The sequence below is a fragment of the Draconibacterium sediminis genome, assembly GCF_000949475.1.
Taxonomy (GTDB): Bacteria; Bacteroidota; Bacteroidia; order Bacteroidales; family Prolixibacteraceae; genus Draconibacterium; species Draconibacterium sediminis.
The window spans coordinates 359,163-385,718 of record NZ_JRHC01000001.1; the positions used below are offsets into that span (position 1 = coordinate 359,163).

Here is a 26,556-nt window from a genome sequence, read left to right on the forward strand (position 1 = left end):
GTCGCATCTCTTCACCGGGGTATTTTCTATAAACGTTTGATGTCGCCGACATCAATCATCCAGCCATTCATATAAATATTCATTTTTAATTTCAATATCGAAGGCTTTCAAAAACGCCCGATATTCTTCTTGAAAAGATTTCTTTCCATCGCTGCCGCGCGAATCCTTTCGCGTGGTCTAACTTACCAGCTGAGTATATATTTTCAGGTGTCGATACAATCGACGGTGAGTTAACCCATCGTTGCAAACGAGTGGCAGAGTTAGACCGAATTAATCTCATTCCCATCTTCCCAATTTTTCACTACCTTAGTAAGGATAACAAATGGTTTACGGACATTTAGGGCAACCGATCGTTCGTAACACAAATCCCTGCAAAATGTTAGTATTCATTTTAATCGCTTTTTTGCAAATGAACACCGAGGTATTGTATGATTTTACAAAAACTGCCACACTCGATGGCTGGTACACCGTTAACGACGATGTAATGGGTGGGCGTTCTACCTGTTCTTTTGAAATTGACCCGCAAGGTAATGCCGTTTTTCAGGGGCAGGTATCGCTCGAAAACAATGGAGGATTTTCATCGGTGCACTACCGCTTTCCGGCTATTGAAACCACCGGCTATAACTTTCTTTCGTTGCGGGTGAAAGGCGATGGAAAACGTTACCAGGTACGCATTAAAAACTGGGCTGACGACTACTACTCGTACATTGCCTATTTTTCCACCAATGGCGACTGGCAGGATATCAAAGTTCCTTTAAGGGATATGTACCCGTCATTCCGGGGCCGTACCCTCGATATGCCCAATTTTGCGGGAGGGAAAATTGAAGAATTCGCCCTGTTAATCGGCAATAAAAAGGAAGAAGCCTTTCGTTTAACCATCGATAAAATTGAGCTTCTGAAGGAATAGAGCAATAGACTTCTGAAAGTCAATCCGAATATCTTAATTATTACCATCTTCTTTTCTGTCTTCTACATAAAGCTGGTTCATTTCTGTAGCTTTTGTCTTCATGCCAGACGGGCAGTTCCTTTTGCATTCGATCAAAAGGAACCAAAAATCTTGTCAAAAAATAACCTTTGCGTTTTTTCAATGTTACGGGTTAGCCCGATTGACGGATTTTTGACGAGCCCGCACCAAGTTTGCTCTCAGGTCCGCTTTCGAGATAAAGCGTGAAGAATATAAATGGAGAAAGCGTTAAAAAATCAAGTCTGTTCGACGCTCGTTAGCCCATAGGGAGGAAGGGCTAAAAGGAGAGCCTGTCCCGATCATTAGCATCGGGAAGTTTCTTGATTTTAATGAAAGGAATTTATTTTTAGTTTTTTATCGTCAGCGGTGGCATTTTTGAATCCTTTTCAGCTATAGGAAAAAGGATTTCCTGTCCGGAAGGAACTCCTCTACCCCTCGTTTGCAACGAGGGGTAAGTAATTTTTTCGTTTGTAACGAAGCCATCCTTTTCTTGTAATCACGAACACCGAAAACAAAGTACCAGAATATTCTTTCTATCTTTAATGAATATGCATCCAATAAAACAAATAAAAGCATTGTTTCACCCCGAACGTTACCACGGCTGGGGGCGCAGCAAACGATATTTCGAAGGCTGGTACTATAAAATTTTGTCGGCGGGAGGGAAGGAGGCTTTTGCCTTTATCCCCGGTATTGCCATGGACGATCAGGGCAATCAGCATGCTTTTATACAGGTGCTTGACGGAAAGGCGCAAACAGCCGAATACCTTCAGTTTCCGGCCGAAGCCTTTACTGCCGATTCCGGTTCCTTCTCTGTTGGTATCGACGGGAGTAAATTTACAGGCAACAGCATGCAACTGGAACTCAACAACTATTACGGAACGCTGCAGTTTAAAAACATGGTTCCCTGGCCCAATAAGTGGTATTCGCCGGGGATAATGGGGCCCTATACTTTTGTGCCTTTTATGGAGTGCTACCACGGTATTGTAAGTATGGATCACGAGTTGGAGGGCACTTTAACCATTCACGGGCGGGCAGTCGATTTTAGCGGCGGACGCGGTTATATCGAAAAAGACTGGGGCCATTCCTTTCCATCGGCGTATTTCTGGATGCAGTCGAACCACTTTGCCCAGGCGGAAATTTCCTTTAAAGCTTCGGTGGCAAAAATTCCGTGGTTGCGAAGTTCTTTTGTGGGCTTTATTGCCGGTTTGTATGTCAACGGAAAGCTGTATCAGTTTACCACCTATAACGGCACCAAACTGTTGCGCTCGCTGGCCGACAAAAAGCAGGTAGAATTGCTGATGGAAAACAAAAAATACCGCCTCGAAGTACTGGCACACCGCCATTTGGCTACCGAATTGGCTTCTCCCATAGCCGGTTTTATGGACGGGCGCATCAGCGAAAGTATGACCGCTGAACTCGACATTACCCTTACCGATAAAAAAAGCGGGAAAGTTATCTTCCACGATACCGGCCGTAATGCTGCCCTCGAAGTAGCCGGAAAAATTAAAGAAATTACCCTGGAAGATTGAAAAGGGAACAAACCAGGCACAAACAGAAATCTGAGATGCTGGAATTCAGTTCCAACGATCTTCCTTATATTTAGAAAATAAAGCAATAGCAGGGATACTTAAAGCTTAAACAAACGCATTGGAAACCGAAATTCATGAAAGAAATAAGACCACTTCCCTGACAAAAAGAAGAAACGCTTTAACGGTCAGAAAACTGGTACATCTGGTAACCGGGCTGCTTATTCTGTTTTTAACCTTCACCATAAGTCGCCAGCTTTTGTTGATCCTGATTATTGCCGGTTCTGTTTTTTCGTTTGCCACTTTCCGGCATAAGTGGCTGCAGCTTGTTCATAAAACCGATAACAAGAGCCTGGGTACCCTGTTTTATCCGCTGGGTATACTGCTGTCGTTCCTGTTATTGGGCGGTTTGCCCGTCTATTATTTCCAAACTGCACTTATGGTGTTGACACTTTCCGATCCGCTGGCCAACCTTTTCGGAAGAATCCGTGCCGGCAATATCCTGTTCCGGATAGGCCAGGATAAAAAAAGCCTGTACGGACTAATGGCTTATTCGCTTGCAAACCTGTTTGTGTTTGCCGTTTTTTTGCCTCAGGCTCTATTCGCCAATGTGTATTTTGTTGTTGCATTACTATTGCTTGCCGCCTGTTTTGAACTTGTTTCGTGGCGCGGCTCCGATAATTTATCGATACCCGTTGGACTGACATTGTTTTTTATATTTCAGTACACCCAACAGCCCGATTTTCTTTTTGTAAGTGTGGTATTGATAATCGTATTTGTGGGTACCTACCTGCTGAATTCATTAAAACTGCTCACCCGCTACGGAAGTTTGGCAGCCGGAGCACTGGGATTTTATTTACTGGTTGTTGCCGGATGGAATTGGTTGTTGCCGGTATTGTTTTTCTTCGTGAGTTCGGTGATTTTTACACTGCTAAATCCAATGCGCAAAAGGAAGAACAGGCCATCGGGCGGAAGAAATAGTTGGCAGGTAATGGCCAATATTTTATGGGCACTGCTGAGTTCGGTGTTGTATCTTGCGACCGCGAATGAGCTGTTTATTTTCTTTTTTATTGCCAGTGTTGCCGCCGTTACTGCCGACACATGGGCCAGCGAGGCGGGTCCGCTTTTTAATAAAAGAAGTTTTTCGGTGGCCGATTGGAAGATGCACAAAGCAGGCGTAACAGGTGGAATTTCTTTGGGCGGAACAATGGCGGCACTGGCAGGAGCTTTCCTGGTCTCAGCCGGGGGCTATTATTTGTTTTTTGATATGTGGAACCTGCCTGATATTGGAATACTGACCTTGTCCGCATTTCTGGCCTGTTTTGCCGATACCTTTTTAGGGGCTTTTGTCGAGGAGAAACTCTATAAGTCAGCTTTCTTTAAAAAGCTGCAAAAACCTGAATCTTTCACGCCAAACGACCTGGTAAACCTGGGAGGATCATTTACGGCCTTGGTGTTTTTCCTGCTGTTACATTTCCTGTTTTTGTAGATTGACCCAAAAGAGTTTTATCAATTCAAAAAATTATAGATAACAAACCCAGCTATAAACATCACCGAGAAAACAAGGTGGATAAGCACGGTTAGTTTTGCACCGGCCTTTAACTGGTCCGGGTTATCATGTTGTTTCAGAACGATACCTGCGGCTTTTGGAAACAACAAAATATATGGAAGCAATGCCAGTAAGAGCGGCCATGTATTGCCCGGATATTGCGTAAACAGCAAAACGATATTTGCGGCCAGAGCCAGCTGCACCAATACATACAAAACCGATGTAAAGCGTGTTCCCAAACGCGATGCCACTCCGTGTTTTCCTCCTTTCCGGTCGGCGTCCAGATCGATCATTTGTCCGACCAGTAATATCGACGAAGTGCTGAGCCCTGTGGTGGGCAGTAACCAAAGCAGTTGCGGATGAAAGACCAGGTTTTGACTTACCGCCGCTATAAGAATGGCCATGGGACCAAAGGCCAGCCACACCGACACTTCGCCCCAACCACGGTAAGCAAGTTTAAACGGCGGAGCTGTGTAATATTTGCTAAAAAAAGCCGACACCAGAAATAATATCCACAGTAGCATACGCAATTCCTCTTCTATCAGGAAAGTGAGTGCGACGGTTCCCATCAGGGCAATAACAAGGGCTGTGCGCGCCAAAAAGTACATCTTTCCCATCAGATCAGGATTGTCGAGCAGCACCCCCGAACCTCCACTTGATTCATTACGGTGTACATTCACTTTATCGGTGCCCTGCAGTGTATCGTAAATATCGTTATACACATTGGTGGCCACGTGCAGACCAAGCCCGATAAGCAGTACAACAATAAAATTCAGCACATCAAAACTTTCTTTTACGCCGACACTCCATAATGTACCAATTACTATGGGCGCAATAATACTGCTCAGGAATGGTGCCCGAATCATTTTCAAAATACCGGGATTCTCGTTCATGTTTTTTGTTTTAGGTCGTGTATAGTTTCTATCAACAGGCTGTAAATTACAAAGAAATACGGCAAATGAAGAACCATTTTATTTTTATTCTTGCAGGCGGTAGATTTCCGTTTTGTAATAAAACCATAGTAAACTGTATTTATTTAGCAGCGAGCGAGATAGCCGAAAAATTCTTGTACACAAAGAAGATAAAGGCATTATTCGTCCAGACGATCAAAAAAAACCAATACGATGAAAAACAACCGCATGCGAAACCAGATCATTATCATTCTTACCACCTTTTGTTGTTGGATTGTTTAATACCCTTTTATTGAAACCGGAAGATACAGGAACCTGGAAAAACTATGTGGGTTATGGTTTTCTGCTTATCTGTCTGATAAACGTTTGTTGGTTTTTGATACTCATCGGTAAAAAAAGCACTAAATAAGTCTGCACTCATTGGGGGGTATGTCAAGCAGCGGACAGAAGACCATCGTGCCGGGATAAACTAACTCATTGTCCGCTGCCTTGTTGGCAATCTCTGTTTCACCCGCAGCCCATTCATCCCCAAAAGCCCCACATTTGTCGAAAAATATTTTGCGTACAACGGGCCGGGGGTATATTCATGGGTAGAATAAAAAACAAGTATTACTAACCATTTATCAATCTCATGAAACTCGATTTTAAAAAGGAGCTAAATCTCTGGGGGGTGTATTTTCTGACCATTTTTCTAAGTATTTATGTGCACGAACTGGGGCACTGTATTCCGGTTTGGGTAAAAGGGATCGGGGCCATTCCCACGCCGGCAAAAGAGTATATTTTACAAACCATACCGGAGGCTTTACAACAGCAGGTATCACTGGGAGGTATTTTAGGAACTGTGTTGGTTACTCTTGGAATAATGGTGTTGTATGGGCTGAAAAAATTCAGGTACGATTCGGCTGTACTGGCCGGTGTATTGGCCATGCCCGGTATGTATACGCTTCGGTTTATAGTGGTGGGACGCGGGCACGATGCCACCGAGTTTCAGGAAGCACAGGCAGCGCTGGGGGCAGCTTACAACGGCCATTTTATTGATTGGCTTTTTCTTGCGCTTTTTGTGACGGGTACAGCTTTATGGGTGCTGAAAGCACAACCCCAACTCCGCATTGCCGGGCGTTTACTTATTGGTTTTGTACTCACCGTACTCTTTGTAATTGCCCACCAGGTGGTAAACAACGCGGTTTTCGATCCGATGTTTTTGTAAGATGTATTTTCAATCCCCCCTTTTAGTTCCCTCTTCGCCAAGGGGGACTGGAACGAACTTGCAACCAAAACGATTTCACTCCATTATCCCAAAGGGATTAAATACGCATAACCCCGGGCGAGGACGATAGTCCGCTGCCCGGGGAAAGAAACACTGTATCGTTACATCCCTGAAAGGGGTGAATCATACTCTTCCCAATTAATGGTTTACATTCAACCACTCCATGGCTGTTTCGTGTTAGGCATTCTTTCACGGGTTGCACCCGCGGTTATTCGGATTTTACCACTTCGTGGTATTTTGTTGTTCCCAACCCTCACCCAAAAACCGTAAATTAGCCAAAACATTCGCTGTTGTTTGATGAACAAAACGGGTTTTGCAACCTTTTTCAAAAAGATCGTCTACTTAGTATAGAATGAACAACAATGGAAAATAAAGATTACATCCACATCGAGACTGTCTGGAATGAGTATTACGATCAGCTATTGCGCTTTATACGCAAAAGTGTGACGGACAAGGCAACGGCAGAAGACCTGCTTCAGAATGTTTTTCTTAAGATGCTCACCAACATCGAGTCTTTAAAAGACAGTACCAAAATTAAAAGCTGGTTGTTTCAGATCACCCGGAATACCATGGTCGATCATTTCCGGAAAGCACAAAAGGAGGGAGACATCGCCTCGTTACCGCTCGAAGAAGATGACGAGATAAGCGACGATGTTATGGACGAAGTAGAAAGCTGGGTAGCACCCTTTATCAACCGGCTTCCCGAAAAATACCGCGAAGCACTCATCTTATCCGAAATAAAGGGAATGTCGCAAAAAGAGCTGGCCCTTCACCTGGGTATTTCGTATTCGGCAGCAAAAACCAGGGTACACAGGGGCCGCCTGCTGCTCAAACAAAAACTCACCGAATGCTGTATTTTCTACACCGATAAATATGGCAATATCATGAATTACGAATCCAATCCGAACTATTGCAAATCATGCAATAATTAGTGCTGCTTTTACCCCTCGTTTGTAACGAGGGGTAGAGGATGATTAAAAAAATCAATCTGTTTTACCCTAAGCCCTAAAGGGAACCAGATTGATTTTTAGGATTTCACCCTTTAGGGCTGGGGTAAAAAATCCTAAAAATCATATTGAAACGATATTCTGTTAAAAGTTTCTTTTTTCGTCATCCTGAACTTGTTTCAGGATCTTTAATTGCTGAATATCGTTCCGGTAAGATTCTGAAATGAATTCAGAAGGACGTCTTTTCGGACTTTCTACCCCTCGTTTGTAACGAGGGGTGTATTGTTTTTCGTTTGTAATTAAACAATCGATTATCTTTTCATTTTTGGCGCAAGTAGTAAGACTCGTTTCAAGTGAGTACATATTTCCTGTTGTCGATACAATCGACAGTAAGTTTGCCCCTCGTTACAAACGAGGGGCAGAGGGCAGAGGGGCTGGTTTGTGCGGAGCAGAATGAAATCTGGGTTCATAAGAAAAAATCAAATCCGGAGGATTTTAATGTTTATAGCAAATATGGATGGAATGAAGGTACGACTCCAGCCGGAGTCGAATGTTTTACCATTGCTAATGGCTATATACATTTGATGCCTCTGGCATCTCTTCTATCCCTGGGTTGTAACGAGGGGCAGAGGGTGGTTAAAAAAATCAATCTGTTTTACCCTAAGCCCTAAAGGGAACCAGATTGATTTTTAGGATTTCACCCTTCAGGGTTGGGGTAAAAAATACTAAAAATCATATTGAAACGAAACATTTGACCTTCTTTCCAAATACAGTGCAAGCAGATTTCCTTCTCTGGTCTATTCAATAGCCGAACCAGATAAATAGTGGTACGATTGAATCTCCTATAGACTTTATGTTGTCGATACAATCGACAGGATGTTGGCCCCTCGTTACAAACGAGGGGCAGAGGCAGACAGAAGGAAATCCGGGTTCATAGGAAAAAATTAAATCCGGAGGATTTAAATGTTTATAGCAAATATGGATCGAATGAAGGTACGACTCCAGCCGGAGTCGAATGTTTTACCTCGCTAATGGCTATATACATTTGATGCCTCTGGCATCTTTTCTATCCCTGGGTTGTAACGAGGCGCAGAGGGTGATTAAAAAAATCAATCTGTTTTACCCTAAGCTCTAAAGGGAACCAGATTGATTTTTAGGATTTCACCCTTCAGGGATGGGGTAAAAATCCTAAAAATCATATTGATATATAAGCTGTTCAGGGGGAAGAGGCAGGTCGTACAACAGAATGTTTGCAACCTTTTTTTTATTCTCCGTCTACCCAATAGACATTAAAACAATTACAATGAAAAAGAATCACGACGAGATCAGAGAGGCTGTGCGCGAAAATTACAGCCGGGTAGCCGAAAAGAATGCGGCAAACAGTTGCGGATGTCTTACCGAAGACGGAAAAACTTGTTGTGCACCCGAACCCGCCGAATCGTTTTACCACATATCGGCACAACTGGGCTATTCTGAAAGCGAGTTACAAAACATTCCCGAAGGGGCCAACCTGGGACTGGGCTGCGGAAATCCACAGGCCATTGCGGCCATAAAAAAGGGCGAAACGGTTTTAGACCTGGGCAGCGGTGCCGGCTTCGATGTGTTTTTGGCAGCCAACCAGCTGGGAAATACCGGCCTCGCTATTGGTGTCGACATGACTCCGAAAATGATTTCCACAGCACGCGAAAATGCCCGTAAAGGAGGGTACACCAACGTGGAGTTCCGCCTTGGCGAGATCGAATATCTTCCGGTGGCCGACAAAAGTGTGGATGTGGCCATCTCAAATTGTGTGATCAACCTCTCGCCCGAAAAACAAAAGGTTTTTAACGAGGTGATCCGCGTGTTAAAACCCGGCGGGCGAATTGCCGTTTCCGATGTTATTGCCACCACCGTTTTACCCGAAAAGGTGCTGGAAGATATGGCCCTGTATTCCAGTTGTATCTCGGGAGCCTCTACCACCGACGAACTGGAGACGATGCTTACCCAATCCGGATTTACCGACATAAAGATCAGCCCCAAAGACGAAAGCCGTGAGTTTATCCGCGAATGGGCACCGGGCACTTCCATTCACGATTATATCGTTTCGGCAGCTATTGAAGCCCGTAAACCTTAAGGTTTTTGTTTTTTCTACCCCTCGTTTGCAACGAGGGGTAAGTAATTTTTTCGTTTGTAACGAAGCGGTTGATTTTCTTTCTGATTGCAGAGCACCTAGGCATCATTCTCCAGCATAATCCATAGCCTAACTAAATAACTATTGGTGCGATTGTGTCACTGTTAAAGCCTATTACCGTGTCGATACAATCGACAGAGAATTGGCCCCTCGTTACAAACGAGGGGCAGAGGATACGACTCCAGCCGGAGTCGCATTTCTTCACCGGGGTATTTTCTATAAACGTTTGATGTCGCCGACATCAATCATCCAGCCATTCAAATAAATATTCATTTTTAAATTCAATATCGAAGGCTCCTACTACCCCTCGTTTGCAACGAGGGGTAAACGGTTTTTCGTTTGTAACGAAGCAATCGATTAATAGTCTGTTTGTACGGAAACCAGTCCTTGTTCTCCGGCATAATCAACAGCCGAACTAAACAAATATTCGTGTGGATGAGCTACAATTAAAGCTTTTACAGGATTTTCATGGATATAATTAATGCGTTGATCTATCTTATCTGTTGTGTCAAGAAGTATGGCATGATTTGTTTCCTGCCAGAATTTGTATTTTTTGATTCTGTTATCAAACTTACCTGCCAGTTCAAAACGATAGAGTAACCAGTCTCTTCTGCTTTCGGGTATTTCCTGAATCAGCTTTACAATTGTCTTCGAAGTAAATTTTTTAAAATCCCGGATTATATCACTAATTCTGAATCCTTCTTGTGCACTACACACCAAATGCAGATGATTAGACATAAGTACCCAGGCATATACGGTCAGGCCTTTATTAGCAACACAGTAATTTAGAGAATTAACGATTTCCAGTTTATATTCTTTTCGTGAAAATATATCTACCCAATCGGTAACAGTAAAGGTTAGAAAATAAGGCGCATTTTGGTCTTCAATGAAATAATTGTCTGCAGGCATTTTTGTTTAAAGGTACATATTTCCTTGTGTCGATACAATCAACGGTGAGTTAGCCCCTCGTTGCAAACGAGGGGCAGGCCGGAGTCGAATGTGTTTCCTCCTTTCGAATAGCTATTGAAGCACGCAAGCCGTAACGGATTGCATGGCTATGTAGCACGAACGTTTCCCCTCCTCCAAGGAGGGGGGTACCGCGTTTACGGGGGTGGGGTGGTAGATGAAAATATTATAAATGGTCACCACCTCGACCTTTTACTCCTTTGTCGCAAAAGCCCACTCCTCCTCAAAGGAGGAGAAATTTCTTATTTCATTCATGACTTGAGCATAAAATCAAGCCAGAAGCACGAATATTTCCCCTCCTCTCAGGAGGGGTGGCAGCGATGCAATATTTGCTATGGAATACCAGAAACGAATTCGCTGACGGGGTGGTTGGATTCACTTACCATCCCCAAAAATTACTACATTTAAACGCTGTTTAATCATAATATTCATAAATCCGTTCGTATGACAAACCAAAAATCTGCCCTTACGCTATTGTTGTTGTTTCTTTTTTGTTTTCCGGTAGTGGCACAAAATCCGTATTTCCCCAAAACGCTTGATATGCAACAACGTGCCGAGGTGGTAAATGCCTGGCTCGAAGAACGCGTGGAAACCGTATTGCCCGAAGTAATGCGCCGGGCCGGTGTTGATATGTGGCTGGTAATGGCCCGCGAATACAACGAAGATCCGGTGATAAAAACACTGTTGCCCGCCACCTGGCAATCGGCGCGCCGAACCACCATGTTAATCGCCTACGATCCGGGCGACGGAAAACCGCTGGAAACCTTTGGTGTGTCGCGCTACGACACCGGCAAAACCTTTAAAACCATCTGGAACAAAGAAGAGCAGCCCGATCAGTGGAAAGCACTGGCGGAGATCATCGCCGCCAAAGATCCGGCAAAAATAGGTATCAACAAATCGGAGACTTTTGCCCTGGCCGACGGACTGTCCTCCACACTGTACGACAAGCTGATGGAGGTGCTGCCCGGCAACTACCGCTCGCGGGTGGTAAGTGCCGAAAACGTGGCCATTGGATGGCTCGAAACCCGCACCCCCTCCGAAATAATCGTTTACCCGAATATTGTACGCATGGCCCACCAGATCATTGCCGAAGGATTTTCTGAAAAAGTCATTCAGCCGGGCGTTACCACTACCAACGATGTGGTGTGGTGGTACCGCAATCGCATTCGCGAACTGGGGTTTACCGCCTGGTTTCATCCCTCGGTGGAAATTCAGCGTGCCGACACCAAAAAGTTCGATCATTTGCAGGCCTTCTCCGAAAATCCCGACGAGCAGGTGATTCTGCCGGGCGATCTTTTACATGTCGATTTTGGCATTACCTATCTGCGCCTGAATACCGACACGCAGCAACATGCCTATGTGCTTCAGCCGGGCGAAACTGCCGCACCCCCTTATCTGAAGGCCGCCTTTAAAACCGCCAACCGCGTGCAGGATATTTTTACCTCCAACTTTAAAGCCGGTTTATCGGGTAACGACATACTTAAAGCCGCGCTCGCACAATTTAAGGCCGAGGGCTTAAAAGCAAGTATTTATACCCATCCGCTGGGTTTTCACGGGCATGCTGCCGGGCCAACCATTGGGTTGTGGGATCAGCAGGACGGCGTTCCCGGGGCCGGCGACTACCCGCTTTATGCCAATACCGCCTATGCCATTGAGCTAAACGCTGCGGTAACCATCAGCGAGTGGAACAAGGAGATTCGTATTATGCTCGAAGAAGATGCCTTTTTCGATGGCGATACCGTACGTTATATCGATGGACGCCAAACCGAACTGTTCACCATTCCGCGGGCGCTGCCGGGTGTGGAGTGAGTTGGTGAATCAGCTGCAAGTCACAAGTTGCAAGACAACTACCAGTGACTGTTGACCAGTGACTAACTCTCTCTTTCCCCCGACGCTTCGGTCGGGATTTGGCTACGGCCGATTTTCAATTCGCTTCGCTCAATTTTTGCCTTTCCACTTTTGCCTTTTACCTTTACAGTATTATGGCCGATGTACACAACAAAACAACCCGCTCGTATAATATGAGCCGCATTAAAGGCAAAAACACAAAGCCTGAGATGCTGGTGCGGAAGTTTTTATTAAATTGTGAGAGTGATCTTTGGATATTGTTAAACAAAATCTAACTTTAAACAAAGATTAAAATTCAATCTAACCAATATTCTAATGGAAAATTTTACCCGCGAAAGCATATTACAAGCCATTAAAAGAATTGATGAAAGTCCTGCGTTAATTAATGGTAGAGAATCAGTTATGTATGATCTCGTTCATGATGGGAAGAAATATCCACCAATACTAGTTTTATCAGAAGCCAATAAATTGTTAGGGGGGGAAGAAATCACAATACGTGATTTTTATAATTCAACAAGAAGAGCATTTAAGTATTTGACAGATTTAGGTTTTACTATTATGGAGAAAGATAGATTCACGCAGGAGTTATATAAATTCTTGGAGCAGTCCAAAACCAATGACCTGACCTATTCACATTACAAAAAAAAGTTCTTGGAATTAAAGGTTAGAGTAAGCTTTGGAAAGGGAAACGCTGCCCGGATTCCATGGATATCATTCCTTGGGGAAGATCAAAAAACAGATAATGGAATTTACCCAGTCTATCTTTTGTATAAATCAAGTCATAAGTTAATTCTTGCATACGGAATAAGCGAAACAAATCCACCTCTGTTAAACTGGAATTTCGATGACGAAAAAATAACCATCAAAAATTATTTTAAAGAGAAGGATTTAGGAATTCCTGAAAGATACGGGGATTCTTTTATTTTTAAGGTTTATGATGTTGAATCACTTCCTTCACAAGAAATTCTTGAAAAAGATTTACGAGAAATAATTCATGAATATAAAGCAAGATTAGGAAACAAACCAACGACTCCGACTAAGCCTATTGAACCCCGTCCTTCAATGTCTGAAAAAAAATTTGAAATAAACTTATTTTTGAACCATTTAATGAATGCCGGTTTGCTCTTTGAGAACAAACTTGTGACTCGTTACTGTTCTTCGTTATTAACAAAACCCTTCCTAATTCTCTCCGGCCTTGCCGGTTCAGGAAAAACGAAATTAGCGCAAGCTTTTGTTCAGTGGATTTGTGGTGAAGAGGAACAATATAAAATTGTGCCGGTTGGTGCAGACTGGACGAACCGTGAGCCTTTATTGGGTTACGCTAATGCTTTGGATCAAACAAAGTATATTAAACCTGATAACGGTGTTGTAGATTTAATTCTTCATGCACGAGATAAAGATCATTTACCTCATTTCCTGATTCTCGACGAAATGAATCTAAGCCATGTGGAGCGTTATTTTGCCGATTTTCTAAGTGTGATGGAGTCAAATGGAAAAGTCAGTTTTCATTCAGGTGATGAAGAAAAAAGCGGTGTGCCTGCTTACGTAACTATGCCTTCTAATCTGTTTATAATTGGAACTATAAATGTGGATGAAACAACATATATGTTTAGTCCGAAGGTATTGGATCGCGCTAATGTTATTGAATTCAGGATTTCAGAAAAAGAGATTACAGATTTTCTTAAGAATCCATCAAAACCCGATCTGGGTCAGTTAAAAGGCGAAGGTGCAGACATGGCGCAAAGCTTTATGCAAATGGCGCAAACTAACGTGTTTGAAAATCCGGCCAACGGAGATTTGAACGATACTCTGATTAAGTTCTTTAGTGAGCTAAAGAAGACAGGCGCAGAATTTGGTTACCGGAGTGCATACGAAATTCATCGTTTAATCAATCAACTTACTGTTATAGATCCGCAGTTAAAAGATGAGGAAAAGCTGGATATTGCAATCATGCAAAAGTTGCTTCCAAAACTTCACGGCTCACGCCGTAAACTTTGCCCTGTTTTGGTTACGCTGGGCGGATTCTGTGTTGAGGAAGATTTAATTAAAGATGTAGAAAAGGAAGTCTTTGAAAAAGAAGAATTTGATTATGAAACAGAAGGCGTAAAATATCCCTTATCGCTCGAAAAAATTACGCGCATGCACAAAGGAGCGGTTGACAATGGTTTTGCCAGTTATGCAGAAGCTTAAAACGGAAACAACTTGGCTTACCTGAAAAAAATAGAAATTCCCTTAGCATTTGATGACGAAGTAAAATTTTGCTTGTTTGCCGAACAGGAGAACAGAAATTCACTTTTTGTCATTGATCCAAACGAAGCTGCCGATTATGGAGAAGCTTGTCACCAGTTGGTTGAAGGCTGTAGCTATGAATATTCTTTTAACACCGATAGATACAAATTGCAAGCCGATGATGTTGTTTCTGTATCAAAAAGAGATAATTCAGGTGGTCGCATAGTTCCAAATATATTTGTTGGCCGTTTATCATTGAGGGTGTTTGATGTTAAAACATCGGAGTTTGTAGGGAATATTGATTTAGAGGTGAGATCGGTAAAATCAAATTACCGCGACGACTATCGGTACATGTTGGAGTACATTACTGAAAAATGCACCGAACTATTGTTGCAAGCCAGTTCTCCGGTAAAACAGTATTTAACTCCTGACTATTTAAATAATCCGAAAACTCTTTATCAACGATTTGCTTTTATTCAATCGGTTATTCAAACCGATGAATTTGGTGAAGCTGTTCAACGAGTCATCAGTTCTCCGGTAACTCAGTGGAAAGAAGAGGCGGAAACAGCAGATATTAGAAAGGTAAAGCGGATTTCGGGGAAAGAAATAAGGCAAATTGCTTCTGGCCGATCGAGAATGGATATTCCCGATGGTCATTTCTTAAGAGAAAAAGGCTTAACAAGTTTGCCAACGCATATTCAGCTTTATCGGAAAACCGATACAGTTGATACACCAGAAAATCGCTTTATAAAACATGCACTGGAAGTATTTTTAAAGCTTTGTCTTGACATTGAATTACGGACTCAAAAAGGAACAAGGATAAACGTTGAATCCAATCAGGTAATTAAATCGCTCGAAAACCACCTTAGTCATTCCCTTTTTAAAGAAATATCGCGGCCTGCAACACTTCGATTAAACAGCCCGGTACTACAACGCCGGGAAGGTTATCGCGAAATTCTGCGGGCTTGGCTAATGTTTGACTTGGCGGCACTTTTAGTTTGGAAAGGTGGCGACGATGTTTACGATGCTGGTAAGCGTGATGTGGCAACGCTGTATGAATATTGGCTGTTTTTTACTTTGCTCGATTTGTTTGCCGAATTGTTTCATTTAAAACCTAAAGATGTGGAAGATTTGATTGTCAAGTCTACCGACGGACTTAGTTTAATGTTGAAGCAAGGAATTGAAACAGCCATAAAAGGAGTTTATGATGCAGGAAGCAGAAAGTTAAACGTAAAATTCTGTTTTAACCGAAGTTTTGGAGGAGGGAAAAAGTATCCGGACGGCGGAAGCTGGACAAAAACTTTACGCCCCGATTATACGCTTTCAATCTGGCCCAATGGTATAGGTGAAAAGCAAGCTGAGGAACAAGAGTTAATCGTACATATTCATTTTGATGCAAAGTACAAAATTGACAATCTGACTCAGATTATTAACCGTGAAGATGATGACGAAAATGTTGTTCGTGGAAGTATTCGAGGAAAGTATAAGAATGTTGATTTACTAAAAATGCATGCCTACAAAGATGCAATCAGGCGAACGGCCGGGGCATATGTGCTTTATCCGGGAGATCAAATAAGTAAAGAAGCAGGATTCAGAGAAATAATTCCGGGTTTGGGAGCTTTTCCTGTTCGGCCATCAAAATCAAACAATGGTACAGCGGAGTTAAAGGATTTTGTGAAAGAGGTAATTGCACATTTCTTAAACCGGGCATCGCAAAGGGAGAAAATGTCGTTTCGTACTTACGATATTCATAAATCTGACTCTGATCAAATTGTTAAAGAAACACTGCCTGAATTAATCGGAGAAAATAGAAGTTTGATTCCTGATGAAACATTTGTTTTAGTTGGATTTTACGAGGTAAATAAATGGCAGTGGATTACAAGCGAAGGATTATACAACGCTCGTGCTGACAGTAATCGTGGATCGTTAAAACTAGGACCGAAAGAAGCTGGTGCAAAATATTTGCTTCTTCATACAAGGGGCGAGACTTCAACAGGTAAGATTCTAAAAATTGTTGATACTGGTCCTCGTGTATTCTCAAAACAAACTTTGAAAAAGCATAAATATCCTACTGAACCTTCTCAGGATTATTATTTGGTTTACAAAATCGAAAATATTGTAGAAAAGGAATTATTAGGGTGCAAATGGGATATTACAAAACTTAAAGAATATAAAACTGGTCGAGGATCTGGATTACCTTTTGCTGTTTCATTAACTGAGTTGATGAAAGTGAAAATTTAGCCATTCAACTTTAAAAATTCAGTTTCAAATCAGGAATACATTAATATGATTGACAGGAAGTTTTTTTATTAGACGATTGCCATTTTGTCTTTTGTAGAAACTTTCGAGAGGATTGGATAAGTTTTAGATTGGGCTAAAGCTATTTTATTATTTTAGCGGATCTCAATCCAATTATTGAATAAGGACAGATTTCTGTCTTAACTGCAATTGGACAGAATATTTAAACTTACATTATGAGGATTCTTCAACCACACCGCATTAGTAGTGAGATTTTTGATGTTATTTACCAAGCACGTGATTCTTTAGTAATAGTATCTCCCTATGTCAATTTTAATAATTGGAGGCAGATGGCTGATGCCTTAAAGCATGCTTTGAAAAGAGGTGTGAAAATTGACTTTTTTGTTCGGAATGACCCTGATAATGCAAATTCGTGGGAACAGGTTGAACAATTAGGCCTAACTCCCAACCTTGTGGAAAATCTTCATGCGAAATTTTATTACAATGAAAGGACTGGTGTAATTTCATCTATGAATCTGCTTTCCTTTTCCAATAGCAATTCTATAGAAATTGGTTGTAAACTAGAGACTAATGAGGAGTTGGATGAATTAAAGAACTTCGTAAATGATTTTTTACAAATAAACAAGGTTAGTGAGAAACCATCAGAAGAGTACCTTTATTTAAGTCGAGAAAAATTTACTGTTGTTCTGGCCAATTTCCTTGAAAGTTTAACTAACTCGTCAACATCGGTATATTTCCAGAAAGGATCACTAATAATCTATGCTTTGTCAAATAAATTCTTTTTAGACATTGATAAGACAAATAACTCATTATTTGTTAGTGCAATAATCTCAAGGGATGAAGCAAGTTGTTTTACCAGCTACAGCTTTAGTCAGCCAGTAACAAGTGGATTTAATTTGACGTTAATTCGTGGTGAGGCAAACTATTATGATCTGATTCAAGCCAACTATAAATGTAGATTATCTACAATATATCTGGATAATTTGAAAGTGCAGGAAAAGATAAATTTAATGGGATCTATTCACAATCTCATTGAGGATGTTGTTACATTCAAGAAATATGTTTATCAACAAAATTAATTCCCTGCTCCCGCACGATCGTATGGTTTATTTACAGCTAAAAGATAATTAAAATACGCGATAGAATCGCTCACCAACACCGGTAGCACCGTACATAAAAAAAACCTTATCAAATAAATGATAAGGTTTTAAACTGATTAGAGCAGGTGGAAGCCAAGCCCTAAAAAGCAGGGCAAAAGTATTCTTTTCTGTCGCAATTCGCCTATACTTTGAAATAAAATTTTAATTCCCCGCCAAGCTCATTCGCGCAAATGCGTAATCCGGTTCCTGTTTTTTATAAAGGATTCTTCTAAACTTCCTAATCCCACTATTCATAGGCCTTTCCGCGCTTTTCACACTTTGGGTACAGGCCTTTTACCCAAGGGTAGAAGGACAATTACCAAGGGTATAATAGATATTCCCAAGGGTAAAGCAGCAATTCCTTAGGTAATATCTATGATACCCAAGGGTAAAACCATTATACCCAAGGGTAGAACGATAATTCCCTAAAGGATAATAGCTATTCCCTATGGGATAGGAGCAATTACTTAGGTAAAAACTATTATACCCAGGGGGAGCGGCCTTATTACCAAGGGTAAAAGCATGATTACCGGAGTTCAGAAATAAATTTTAAGTGATTTTGTAAGCCGGAAATCTGTCTTCAATTCGGGAGAAGAGAAGTTTTGTATAAAAAAGGTCCCGAGTGCAAATCGGAACCAGCGTAAAATGAAAAACCGGAGCCGGCAAGCTCCTCCGGTTTTATCACGTAAGTAGTTATTCCGTTACCGGAACTTTTTTTGAAGGTCGCCCGGTATTACGGAGTTTTTTTATCTCCAGTACCAGGTTGTCTTTCTTTCCCAGTAAACCGGTAATAAGGTCAACAGTGGCCGAACAATCGGTGTAAGCAACATCGAGGGTGTCGTTGGCCAGTTTAGTAGCATCTTTGGCTGCAGCCGCCGCTTCAAGCTGTTTACCCTCGGCGTCGTCGGCTGTTGCCAATTCAGTTTGTAACTGTGTGATCTTTGCTGTAGGGTCGAAACCCTTGTCGGTTAGAAGGCTTGAATTTTGTTGCAGGATCACGATTAACTGCGAAACAAAATCACGCTTCTTACTCTCGGTTAAATTTGCCATATTTAGGCGATTTAAAAATTTACAAATAGTTTTTAATTCGGGCCACCTGTTTGCTTGCCGGCGCAGGTGGCCTTTTTCGTATTCACGCCGGGATTCTATAATGGCGTGTACATGCTATCCCTGTAGCATGTGATCGTATCAGTGTTAAAATTTTTACGGTATTTTCAGAGGGTTCTGGGTTAACCGTGTTTTTTGGTTTTTAACGAGTATAAAATTATGGAAAATAGACTTGGTTGTCAATATGTTATGTAGCAGGGTAGATTGCTTCTCCCGATTCGTTTTACTCATCGGGATCGCAATGACAGGAATTAGAATAACACATCGCCGCGGACGGGAATGAACTATGCCGGGATGAACAAGTTTTTCGTCCGCGGCCTTAACTATGTTTATCATGAAGTCATTACGAGGGATCCGTCAGCCGACGGAGACCGAAGTAATCTCTTCTGTCGCTCTTTTATAAAGCTAATCATTTGCGTTGCACGGTGTCGTTACAAACGACAAGATATTTACCCCTCCTTACAAACGAGGGGCAGGGAGGGTAATTCCACTTATGTTAAAGGTGTGTAGATCTTGCTTATCTCCGTCAGAAGTTAAACTGCAAATCCTATATCAGTAAACTTATCCCTCTATCTGATTTAATACATTGAACTTGGCCAATAGCCGACACACTACAAAAACCACCATCCTGTATGTTTTTTAGCCGTCGTGTTTAACGGGTAGGCCCAAAAGCAGTAAAACTAGGGGCTTAAACCAAGAGGGCGCCCCATAAAAAAACCTTATCAAATAGATGATAAGGTTTTAAACTGATTAGAGCAGGTGGAAGCCAAGCCCTAAAAAGCAGGGCAAAAGTATTCTTTTCTGTCACAATTCGGCTATACTTTGAAATAAAATTTTAATTCCCCGCTAAACCCACTCGCACAGAGCTGCAATCGGTGTTTTGTTTGTCAAAAACAGGAAAGTTGATCGCATCAATTTCGGGCCCTCCGATTTAGGAACGCTGTATCTGGTATTGTTTTGATCTTTTCTGTGCCTTAAAAATTTGCATTCAGCGTGTATTTCCTTTTTATTATCAACACCTGTTTCTCAGGCAAATTGATTAAATTAGGGGGAAGAAAAATGGCGTTTAAGCACGAGCAGGGAAATGTTTATACACAGAAGCTGATTAAAAGTCATGCGAGTTACCTACTATACTTTTGAAAACAAGCAATTTTAGTAGTATGAAAAAACAAAAAGAGTTAAAGCTGAACCCCTTTCAATTAAATGTGTTGCTAAACGAGGAGGAGAAACAGGATTTTCAATTTTTGTTGGAGAATGGGGTGTATTGCAACAACTGCAAAGCTGTTTGCCCCAAAGGAGTGGTGGATTACACAGCGAGTCTCGACGATCTGAATGATATCCGCATTGAAGGGCATTGTGCTGCATGTGGGCATAAGGTTGTGCGCATTATGGAACTGGGCGAGGATCGGTCTTTTTTTGAAAAAGTGATGGAGTTCCGCCAATCGATTCAGAATTAGCAGTCGGTTCTCGGGTTCGGCACATCTGCCCCGGAAAAATGGTAAGCATATTTTAGACTCAGCTCAATCTTTTAGTTCTCTTCAAAGCTGCTACAAACAAGCCTTTCAGCGAATCCCTCATCAACCTCTCGTTTGCAACAGCCAGTCCCGAATTTTTCGGGAAGGGGTTGGGAATTCCGTCGATTGTATCGACAGGTAGAAATTATGGTATTTACCTGTTACAAACTTTTTAATTGTCGTTACAAACGACAAGATATTTACCCCTCGTTACAAACTAGGGGCAGGTGGAGAATTGAAAATCAGCGTAGCTAAATTTGGCCGGTAGCAATATTGGAAATGAGAATTTAATTGGTAGCACGAAATTTCCCCTCCTGCAGGAGGGGTGGCAGCGACACCTGATTTGCCATGGAAAATTTAATACCTTTTCGCTGACGGGGTGGTGTTTATTTCTACTTGGATTATTATTTTAAAACCACCACCTCACCAGCTGCGCTGGTCCTCCCGATGCTCGCTTTGCTCGATCGGGACAGGCTCTCCTCCTGTGAGGAGGAGAATTGAAAATCAGTATAGCTAAATTTGGCCGGTAGCAATATTGGAAATGGGAATTTAATTGGTAGCACGAAAAATTCCCCTCCTGCCAGGAGGGGTGGCAGCGACACCTGATTTGCCATGGAAAATTTAATACCTTTTCGCTGACGGGGTGGTGTTTATTTCTACTTGGATTATTATTTTAAAACCACCACCTCACCAGCTGCGCTGGTCCCCTCCTCCTCACAGGAGGAGAATTGAAAATCAGCGTAGCTAAATTTGGCCGGTAGCAATATTGGAAATGAGAATTTAATTGGTAGCACGAAACATTCCCCTCCTGCCAGGAGGGGGGTATTCGTCAGCCGACGGATGGGGTGGTGGTGATTGATATAATAAGCTCAAATCATTAACTTTAAAGAAAAAATGAAACTCCACAATCGCAGGTTCTTCAAGCCAATCCGAAAACATTTGCGCAATCACGGTACAGCTGCCGAAGCAACTTTGTGGAAAATACTTCGGCAAAGTCAGGTTGGTGGTTATAAATTCAGACGACAGCACTCCATTGGAAAATATATCGTTGACTTTTTTTGCTTTGAGTTGATGTTGGCGATTGAATTGGATGGAGAGGTTCATGCCGATTTAAATAGTATTGCCAGGGATACCGAACGCGATGAGGAATTAAATAAATTGGGAATAACAGTATTGCGTTATGAAAATCGCTGGGTGTATGAATATCCGGAGGTTATTAAACAGGACATCATTGATTTTGGGAAGAAAAGAGAAATAATGGGGTAATTTCACCACCTCCCCACTGATTCCGTTGCACTGCATCAGCGGTACTCCTCCTCAAAGGAGGAGAAATGTTCGTATTTCAATTTAAATTCTGGACTTGCAACCCGGCCTGAAGCACGAAAAATTCCCCTCCTGCCAGGAGGGGGTATCCGTCAGTCGACGGAGACCGAAGTAATCTCTTTTTGCCCTTACTCTTTTCGGGAGTTGCTGCTTACTGCCCAAACGGTGATTCCTGCAACGGTAATCAGGCTTCCAACAATAATGGCCAGATTGACATTACGTTGTGTGCGTTGTGCTTTTTTAAGCTGTTTTGCACCAACTCCTTTTTCAGCAATCAGGTCTTCCAGTTCTTTGATTTTTCCTTCTAATTCGGTCTTTATTTTTTCGGTAAATTCCATGTTAGTAGTGTTTTAAGATTCATATTAGTAGAACGTTGTAAAAAGTAAAATGTTTGTTTTTTATTCCTCATCTCCGCCGCTCCGTCTCCCCTCGTTTGCAACAGCCTGTCCCGAATTTTTCGGGAAGAGATTGGGGTTTCCGTCGATTGTATCGACAAAAGCGGATGTTGGCAAATAGCTTTACAAACTTTTTAAGACGTCGTTAAAAACGACAAGATATTTTACCCCTCGTTACAAACGAGGGGCAGGTGGGGGGATGAAGTAATCTCAGCTATCGGGGGGTAGGCAGACAGGCGATTTTAATTCGCTTCCTGGTGTTCTTCAAACGGTACAACCGTGCATTCATACTCCGGGTTGGTAATTTCGGTTTTGGTAAGCCATTTTTCCGAAATTGTTAAGGTATAAACATCGTCTCCCTTGTGTTGCAACTCCCATACAATTCCTTCGGCTTCGGGAAAAGCTTTGTGTCCCTCAATCTGGTCGCTAAGCAGGCGGTTAATTAAATTGTTTTCCGACAGCCCGTAACTCAGCGCTTTTAGTGCGGTTTCTTTTGTTAGCTCCTCCACATTGTCGTCGCCCTTTATTTCCATTTCCACAAGGTTTACCGTACCCAGAGGAAACTTTCCGTTGTAGGCACTGTAAAGCAACTGGTTAATGTTAAACAAATCGTGGTGAAGATCGATTTCGGAATAATTTTCAAAGGTTTTGGTTCGTAGCATTTCGTGCGAAAGATTGTCGATTTGTCCGTCGACTAATTGGTCCGAGCATTTGTAATCAAGTAGAATGGCGGCTGCCTCATGGGGTTCAAAATCGGAAATAGCCAGAAAAAGATATTCTTTTAATTCCGCGGGTTTTAACTGTGCCGCATCGGGATATTCAAAGCGTGCCAGCAACGCTTTGTAGTCTTCGTTACTCCAGGCATCTTCAAGTTCATTAGTCGTTTTAACAGCATTAATTTTTACTAAATAGTTCATACAAAAAATTTTGGTTTCTATTAATTCCAACTGACAGAACGGATAATTGTTTGATTTTTTTTTTGGAATGCCGCTGTTTGTGCACGATAGATTCGTGTTCAGTTCCGGGTTATAGTTGGATGGTATCGACTGGTTGCCGTAAACAGAGATTGCTTCTCTTCGCTCGCAATGACAAATATTAATAGGGATACATCGCCGCGGACGGGAATGAATCGTGCCGGGATGAATGAGCTGGTCGTCCGCGGCAGATCATTTTAAACTACTTTGTCATTAAGAGGGATCCGTCAGCCGACGGAGACTGAAGTAATCTTTCTTGGCCGTTTATAAGTTGTTACAGCGCAAATTAATCTTTTATGCACCGTACTGAAAGACCGGTTTGTTTGATATATTCTTGTTTGTGAATGGATTGATAGGAATCGAATAAATAATAACCGTATGCATTTTCTCCATCAAGAGGTGTTGTAGTCCAGAACATTCCCAGGCTGTTAACAGGATATGAATATCCGGGGAAGGCACTCTGGGCTCCTCCCGGCAATGCGGTAAATCCACTGCTGTTCGTCGCAAAATCGTTGAATGGAAGCCAATGTGCCGTTCCTGTTTCTTTCAGTTTATTGCCTGCCACATCACTGCCGCCTAAGTAGGTAATAAGGGTTTGCCATTCTTCATCGGTGGGAACGTGCCATCCTGCCGGGCATACATTACGGGAGTCGGTTACAGCAAACCAGTTATATAACTTGCCATAGGGAACCTCAAGGGCAGTAATATTTTCATTATAGCACCAGGCTCCGGATGTAGCATTCTGCCAATCGCTATTATCAATTATATTGGGGATATTATCTCCATTGGCATATTTTGTAGTCCTCAGATTTTCGATCAGCCAGGTTTGTGTTCCAATGGTCACTGACGAGTAAGGATTTCCATCCGGATCAAAAACCGTTGCTTCTGGCATGGTAACTACAAGTTCGTTACCATATCCGGTGCCTGCAATATTGGTTGCATAACTTCGGATATAGTAGGTAGTAGCCGGTAATAAGCCATAGGGATCGCTGGTAAAAGATGAATAATTGAGCTGGTCTTCGGTTTTGTTATCAGCAATGGTTGGCGAAGGATCAGTACTCCAGCAAACACCTGCGTTTAGGATGATACCTGGTGACAAAATATCGCCCCCGGTTGATATTACGAAAGTTCCTGCATTGTTTATTTGTTTGGTAGTAAGTTGTGGGAATCCTATGGTTGTGAATTCATAATTGCTGCTGTAGAAAACTTCCTCGTTCGCAATAGCATAGGCACGTGTATAATAGCTTGTACCGGGTAAAAGTCCGGTTATTGTGGTTTCAAAAATTCCGGTTCCGCTTCCTGCTTCGGTTTTACTGTCGGCGATGGTTGGATTTATGGTGGTGCTCCAGCAGGCTCCTCTTGAAGTAACCGTTTGGTTCGACTCAATACGCCCTCTCATAAAAGCCTCGCTACCGGTGATATCACCAAAATCCACAATAACAGCTTCAGTAAAGGGGAGTGGTTCCAGTGTGATGGATAAAACATCTCCATATCCAATACCAGCGCCATTTATTGCATAAGCCCTAAGGTAATAAGTCATTTCAGGAGCCAGGTTTAGGATCGTTGTAAAATCGTCATTCCCAACGCCATCCATCGTGAAAATACCTTGCAGTGTGGGTGAGCTGTCGAAACCTATGCAGATACCCTTTTGAAAGATCTCTGTACCGCCATCGCTGGTAATATTTCCTCCGCTTGTTACTGTTATTGCATCAATAAGTTCTATGGGCTGTGTGGTGAGTTCCGGTGGGAAAGGATTTTCAAAACAGGAATTCAGAACTATTCCCTGGCAAACGATAACAAGTGTAAGAAAACACTTATTGAGTTTGCTTTTATAGCGAGTGAGCCGTGGATTCATTTCGTTAAGATTAAAATTTTATATGATAACCGATAGAAAATGCTACCGGCAAGGGATCTTTAATATCATATTCCATTGACTCAAGATCGTCAACAGCATCTTTATAGGCCTGAGGTCGGAATGGAACCAGTAACTCAGCACTTAGGAATGATTTTTCCTTTAATTTGAATTGAACACCGACACCTGCCGAAAAGCCAAAATAAGTTGTTTTGGTTTCCATTACCACGGCGTCGACAATCAGTACCACATTGTATCCGTACATAGCTGTGAGATATGGACTCAGTCTTTTTTGAGAGGGTACATGATACTGTACTCCGAGGTTATATCCCAGGCCATCCAGGTTGTATCCCAACGAACCAAATACACCGAGTTGTTCGACGGGGCTATAGGTCAATCGCGTCCCAAATCCACCATAACTCAATCCCGCACCTGCACCGATATCACCATGATGTGAGGACTGTCCAAACAATAGGGGGGTACTCAGCAATATAACCATGGTGAAAATTGTAATGCTCTTTATCAGAGGCGATCGCAACAATGTTGTTTTCATGGCTTAGTGGTATTAATGTATAAGAAAGTTACTGCTTTTTACTGATATTTCAATCGGTTTTGTGCAGTTCGTTTCTGACAAAACAAAAGGCTTTTTGATGGCATTACGAGGGATCCGTCAGCCGACGGAGACCGAAGTAATCTCTCGTCTACCCCGCGTTGCAAACAAGGGGCAGGAAGAGCTACCGCGCCCCCGAAGTTGTGGGGCTTTCGCGTGGTCTGTTAATTATTACAGCATAAAAATACCCCGGGCGTAACCTTAAATCGCTCGCATCGTTATTTTAGAAGTAACAACAGACAATTCTGTCTTAAATTGAAATAGTATGGCAAAGTACCTGGTTTGTGGAAATTACATTGGCGAAGGAATGAGGGGATTAATGAAAGAGGGAGGCTCAAGCCGGCGTTCTGAGATTGAAAAATTAGTGGCTTCGCTGGGCGGAAACGTAGAGTGTGTGTATTATGCTTTTGGCGATTACGATATTTACGGCATATTCGATATGCCCGACAGTGCCGGTATGGCGGCCTTTTCGCTGCAGGCAGCATCGAGTGGACTGGTAACGGTAAGTAGTATTCCATTGCTTACACCCGAAGAAATTGATGAGGCAGCAAAACGAACAGGCGTATACCGCGCTCCGGGAGTAGATTGGTTGCCGTAAACAGAGATTGCTTCTCCCGGCAAATCGGGCTAATCATTTGCGTTGTACAACGTCGTTAAAAACGACAAAATAGTTCCCCCTAGGTGCAAACGAGGGGCAGAGGGAGTTTGTGCTGTTTAGCAATAAAATCATGGGATCACTTTCATGCTGCTGCCGCGTGATTCGCAACTGGTTACTCTTTGGAGCTTTCGTGTGCTTTATCAATAAATCTCAACAGTTACGTGTTATTTATCTTGTTGCTTGAGGGCAATGATCTTTTGCATCACGGCCTCGGCTTCGGCATACTTTTGGTCGGCCAGCTTCCGGTTGGTCTTCGACAAATGGTAATTTTCTTCCATTAATTTATCGTATTGTTTTTGTAAGCGTTTAGCAGGGTCTTTTTTAAAGATGTTGAACATGGTGTTTATA

Annotated in this window: 22 protein-coding genes; 14 read left to right on the plus strand and 8 right to left on the minus strand. The window is 42.3% G+C overall.

Annotation, left to right across the window (positions count from 1 at the left end):
* The first annotated feature begins 376 nt into the window (after window positions 1-376).
* The 3 genes from LH29_RS01420 (at window position 377) to LH29_RS01430 (ending at window position 3,979) form a co-directional block, all read left to right on the plus strand.
* Window positions 377-907 (plus strand): CIA30 family protein, encoded by a 531-nt coding sequence (locus LH29_RS01420; protein ID WP_198152321.1) that lies wholly within the window; start codon window positions 377-379, stop codon window positions 905-907.
* Between the two features lie 605 nt (window positions 908-1,512).
* Complete coding sequence (locus LH29_RS01425; RefSeq protein WP_045028435.1) at window positions 1,513-2,493, plus strand: tocopherol cyclase family protein; 981 nt, start codon at window positions 1,513-1,515, stop codon at window positions 2,491-2,493.
* A 118-nt stretch (window positions 2,494-2,611) separates the two neighbouring features.
* Entirely contained in the window at window positions 2,612-3,979 is a 1,368-nt protein-coding gene (locus LH29_RS01430; protein WP_045025785.1) for a DUF92 domain-containing protein, read from the plus strand.
* Between the two features lie 20 nt (window positions 3,980-3,999).
* Here the strand turns inward: LH29_RS01430 and LH29_RS01435 are convergent, their stop codons facing one another.
* Window positions 4,000-4,932, minus strand: coding sequence for a prenyltransferase (locus LH29_RS01435; protein ID WP_052670519.1), 933 nt, complete (start codon window positions 4,930-4,932; stop codon window positions 4,000-4,002).
* Window positions 4,933-5,581: 649 nt separating this feature from the next.
* Here LH29_RS01435 and LH29_RS01445 point away from each other — a divergent pair.
* From LH29_RS01445 to LH29_RS01465, 3 genes are all read left to right on the plus strand, one after another.
* On the plus strand, window positions 5,582-6,157 hold the full coding sequence (locus tag LH29_RS01445; protein WP_045025787.1) for a hypothetical protein: 576 nt from the start codon (window positions 5,582-5,584) through the stop codon (window positions 6,155-6,157).
* Between the two features lie 422 nt (window positions 6,158-6,579).
* Window positions 6,580-7,149, plus strand: a complete 570-nt coding sequence (sigZ, locus tag LH29_RS01450) for an RNA polymerase sigma factor SigZ (protein WP_052670521.1) — start codon at window positions 6,580-6,582, stop codon at window positions 7,147-7,149.
* A 1,318-nt stretch (window positions 7,150-8,467) separates the two neighbouring features.
* Window positions 8,468-9,277, plus strand: a complete 810-nt coding sequence (locus tag LH29_RS01465) for an arsenite methyltransferase (protein WP_045025790.1) — start codon at window positions 8,468-8,470, stop codon at window positions 9,275-9,277.
* A 414-nt stretch (window positions 9,278-9,691) separates the two neighbouring features.
* Here the strand turns inward: LH29_RS01465 and LH29_RS01470 are convergent, their stop codons facing one another.
* Window positions 9,692-10,243, minus strand: a complete 552-nt coding sequence (locus LH29_RS01470) for an REP-associated tyrosine transposase (protein ID WP_045025791.1) — start codon at window positions 10,241-10,243, stop codon at window positions 9,692-9,694.
* A gap of 501 nt (window positions 10,244-10,744) precedes the next feature.
* On the opposite strand from LH29_RS01470, the gene LH29_RS01475 reads away from it, so the two are divergent.
* The 5 genes from LH29_RS01475 to LH29_RS01490 all read left to right on the plus strand — a co-directional run bounded on the left by LH29_RS01475 (window position 10,745) and on the right by LH29_RS01490 (window position 17,715).
* On the plus strand, window positions 10,745-12,109 hold the full coding sequence (locus LH29_RS01475; protein WP_052670524.1) for a M24 family metallopeptidase: 1,365 nt from the start codon (window positions 10,745-10,747) through the stop codon (window positions 12,107-12,109).
* Between the two features lie 173 nt (window positions 12,110-12,282).
* A complete protein-coding gene (locus LH29_RS24905) occupies window positions 12,283-12,423 on the plus strand; it encodes a hypothetical protein (RefSeq protein WP_262485556.1) in 141 nt (46 codons plus the stop codon).
* Window positions 12,424-12,463: 40 nt separating this feature from the next.
* Window positions 12,464-14,338, plus strand: a complete 1,875-nt coding sequence (locus LH29_RS01480; RefSeq protein ID WP_045025792.1) for an McrB family protein — start codon at window positions 12,464-12,466, stop codon at window positions 14,336-14,338.
* 12 nt (window positions 14,339-14,350) lie between these two features.
* A complete protein-coding gene (locus tag LH29_RS01485; RefSeq protein ID WP_045025793.1) occupies window positions 14,351-16,618 on the plus strand; it encodes a DUF2357 domain-containing protein in 2,268 nt (755 codons plus the stop codon).
* 233 nt (window positions 16,619-16,851) lie between these two features.
* Window positions 16,852-17,715: a phospholipase D-like domain-containing protein gene (locus LH29_RS01490; RefSeq protein WP_045025794.1), complete on the plus strand. Its 864-nt coding sequence runs from the start codon at window positions 16,852-16,854 to the stop codon at window positions 17,713-17,715.
* Between the two features lie 753 nt (window positions 17,716-18,468).
* Here LH29_RS01490 and LH29_RS01495 read toward each other — a convergent pair.
* Complete coding sequence (locus LH29_RS01495) at window positions 18,469-18,825, minus strand: hypothetical protein (RefSeq protein WP_045025795.1); 357 nt, start codon at window positions 18,823-18,825, stop codon at window positions 18,469-18,471.
* Window positions 18,826-20,042: 1,217 nt separating this feature from the next.
* Between LH29_RS01495 and LH29_RS01500 the strand changes: the two genes are divergently transcribed.
* On the plus strand, window positions 20,043-20,339 hold the full coding sequence (locus LH29_RS01500; RefSeq protein WP_045025796.1) for a hypothetical protein: 297 nt from the start codon (window positions 20,043-20,045) through the stop codon (window positions 20,337-20,339).
* Window positions 20,340-21,290: 951 nt separating this feature from the next.
* Entirely contained in the window at window positions 21,291-21,662 is a 372-nt protein-coding gene (locus LH29_RS01505) for an endonuclease domain-containing protein (protein WP_045025797.1), read from the plus strand.
* 185 nt (window positions 21,663-21,847) lie between these two features.
* Here the strand turns inward: LH29_RS01505 and LH29_RS01510 are convergent, their stop codons facing one another.
* From LH29_RS01510 to LH29_RS01525, 4 genes are all read right to left on the minus strand, one after another.
* Window positions 21,848-22,057 carry a hypothetical protein gene (locus LH29_RS01510; RefSeq protein WP_045025798.1) on the minus strand — a complete coding sequence of 70 codons (210 nt, stop codon included), beginning with the start codon at window positions 22,055-22,057 and terminating at the stop codon, window positions 21,848-21,850.
* 299 nt (window positions 22,058-22,356) lie between these two features.
* Entirely contained in the window at window positions 22,357-23,031 is a 675-nt protein-coding gene (locus LH29_RS01515) for a hypothetical protein (protein WP_045025799.1), read from the minus strand.
* A gap of 343 nt (window positions 23,032-23,374) precedes the next feature.
* Window positions 23,375-24,943, minus strand: coding sequence for an FISUMP domain-containing protein (locus LH29_RS23530; RefSeq protein ID WP_052670525.1), 1,569 nt, complete (start codon window positions 24,941-24,943; stop codon window positions 23,375-23,377).
* Window positions 24,944-24,953: 10 nt separating this feature from the next.
* Window positions 24,954-25,493, minus strand: a complete 540-nt coding sequence (locus LH29_RS01525; RefSeq protein WP_157493526.1) for an outer membrane beta-barrel protein — start codon at window positions 25,491-25,493, stop codon at window positions 24,954-24,956.
* Window positions 25,494-25,815: 322 nt separating this feature from the next.
* Between LH29_RS01525 and LH29_RS01530 the strand changes: the two genes are divergently transcribed.
* Window positions 25,816-26,148 carry a GYD domain-containing protein gene (locus LH29_RS01530; RefSeq protein WP_045025801.1) on the plus strand — a complete coding sequence of 111 codons (333 nt, stop codon included), beginning with the start codon at window positions 25,816-25,818 and terminating at the stop codon, window positions 26,146-26,148.
* Window positions 26,149-26,372: 224 nt separating this feature from the next.
* Here the strand turns inward: LH29_RS01530 and LH29_RS24495 are convergent, their stop codons facing one another.
* On the minus strand, window positions 26,373-26,546 hold the full coding sequence (locus tag LH29_RS24495) for a Lacal_2735 family protein (protein ID WP_157493527.1): 174 nt from the start codon (window positions 26,544-26,546) through the stop codon (window positions 26,373-26,375).
* Window positions 26,547-26,556 lie beyond the last annotated feature (10 nt).

Excerpts from the sequence above, each read along its gene's own strand:
- LH29_RS01425 (WP_045028435.1), top strand. The coding sequence starts at position 1,513 with ATGCATCCAATAAAACAAATAAAAGCATTGTTTCACCCCGAACGTTAC.
- LH29_RS01510 (WP_045025798.1), bottom strand. The coding sequence starts at position 22,057 with ATGGAATTTACCGAAAAAATAAAGACCGAATTAGAAGGAAAAATCAAA.
- LH29_RS01530 (WP_045025801.1), top strand. The coding sequence starts at position 25,816 with ATGGCAAAGTACCTGGTTTGTGGAAATTACATTGGCGAAGGAATGAGG.
- LH29_RS01480 (WP_045025792.1), top strand. The coding sequence starts at position 12,464 with ATGGAAAATTTTACCCGCGAAAGCATATTACAAGCCATTAAAAGAATT.
- LH29_RS01435 (WP_052670519.1), bottom strand. The coding sequence starts at position 4,932 with ATGAACGAGAATCCCGGTATTTTGAAAATGATTCGGGCACCATTCCTG.
- LH29_RS01445 (WP_045025787.1), top strand. The coding sequence starts at position 5,582 with ATGAAACTCGATTTTAAAAAGGAGCTAAATCTCTGGGGGGTGTATTTT.
- LH29_RS01505 (WP_045025797.1), top strand. The coding sequence starts at position 21,291 with ATGAAACTCCACAATCGCAGGTTCTTCAAGCCAATCCGAAAACATTTG.
- LH29_RS01490 (WP_045025794.1), top strand. The coding sequence starts at position 16,852 with ATGAGGATTCTTCAACCACACCGCATTAGTAGTGAGATTTTTGATGTT.
- LH29_RS01525 (WP_157493526.1), bottom strand. The coding sequence starts at position 25,493 with ATGAAAACAACATTGTTGCGATCGCCTCTGATAAAGAGCATTACAATT.
- LH29_RS01515 (WP_045025799.1), bottom strand. The coding sequence starts at position 23,031 with ATGAACTATTTAGTAAAAATTAATGCTGTTAAAACGACTAATGAACTT.
- LH29_RS23530 (WP_052670525.1), bottom strand. The coding sequence starts at position 24,943 with ATGAATCCACGGCTCACTCGCTATAAAAGCAAACTCAATAAGTGTTTT.
- LH29_RS01420 (WP_198152321.1), top strand. The coding sequence starts at position 377 with ATGTTAGTATTCATTTTAATCGCTTTTTTGCAAATGAACACCGAGGTA.
- LH29_RS01470 (WP_045025791.1), bottom strand. The coding sequence starts at position 10,243 with ATGCCTGCAGACAATTATTTCATTGAAGACCAAAATGCGCCTTATTTT.
- LH29_RS01500 (WP_045025796.1), top strand. The coding sequence starts at position 20,043 with ATGAAAAAACAAAAAGAGTTAAAGCTGAACCCCTTTCAATTAAATGTG.
- LH29_RS24495 (WP_157493527.1), bottom strand. The coding sequence starts at position 26,546 with ATGTTCAACATCTTTAAAAAAGACCCTGCTAAACGCTTACAAAAACAA.
- LH29_RS01475 (WP_052670524.1), top strand. The coding sequence starts at position 10,745 with ATGACAAACCAAAAATCTGCCCTTACGCTATTGTTGTTGTTTCTTTTT.
- LH29_RS24905 (WP_262485556.1), top strand. The coding sequence starts at position 12,283 with ATGGCCGATGTACACAACAAAACAACCCGCTCGTATAATATGAGCCGC.
- sigZ (WP_052670521.1), top strand. The coding sequence starts at position 6,580 with ATGGAAAATAAAGATTACATCCACATCGAGACTGTCTGGAATGAGTAT.
- LH29_RS01465 (WP_045025790.1), top strand. The coding sequence starts at position 8,468 with ATGAAAAAGAATCACGACGAGATCAGAGAGGCTGTGCGCGAAAATTAC.
- LH29_RS01495 (WP_045025795.1), bottom strand. The coding sequence starts at position 18,825 with ATGGCAAATTTAACCGAGAGTAAGAAGCGTGATTTTGTTTCGCAGTTA.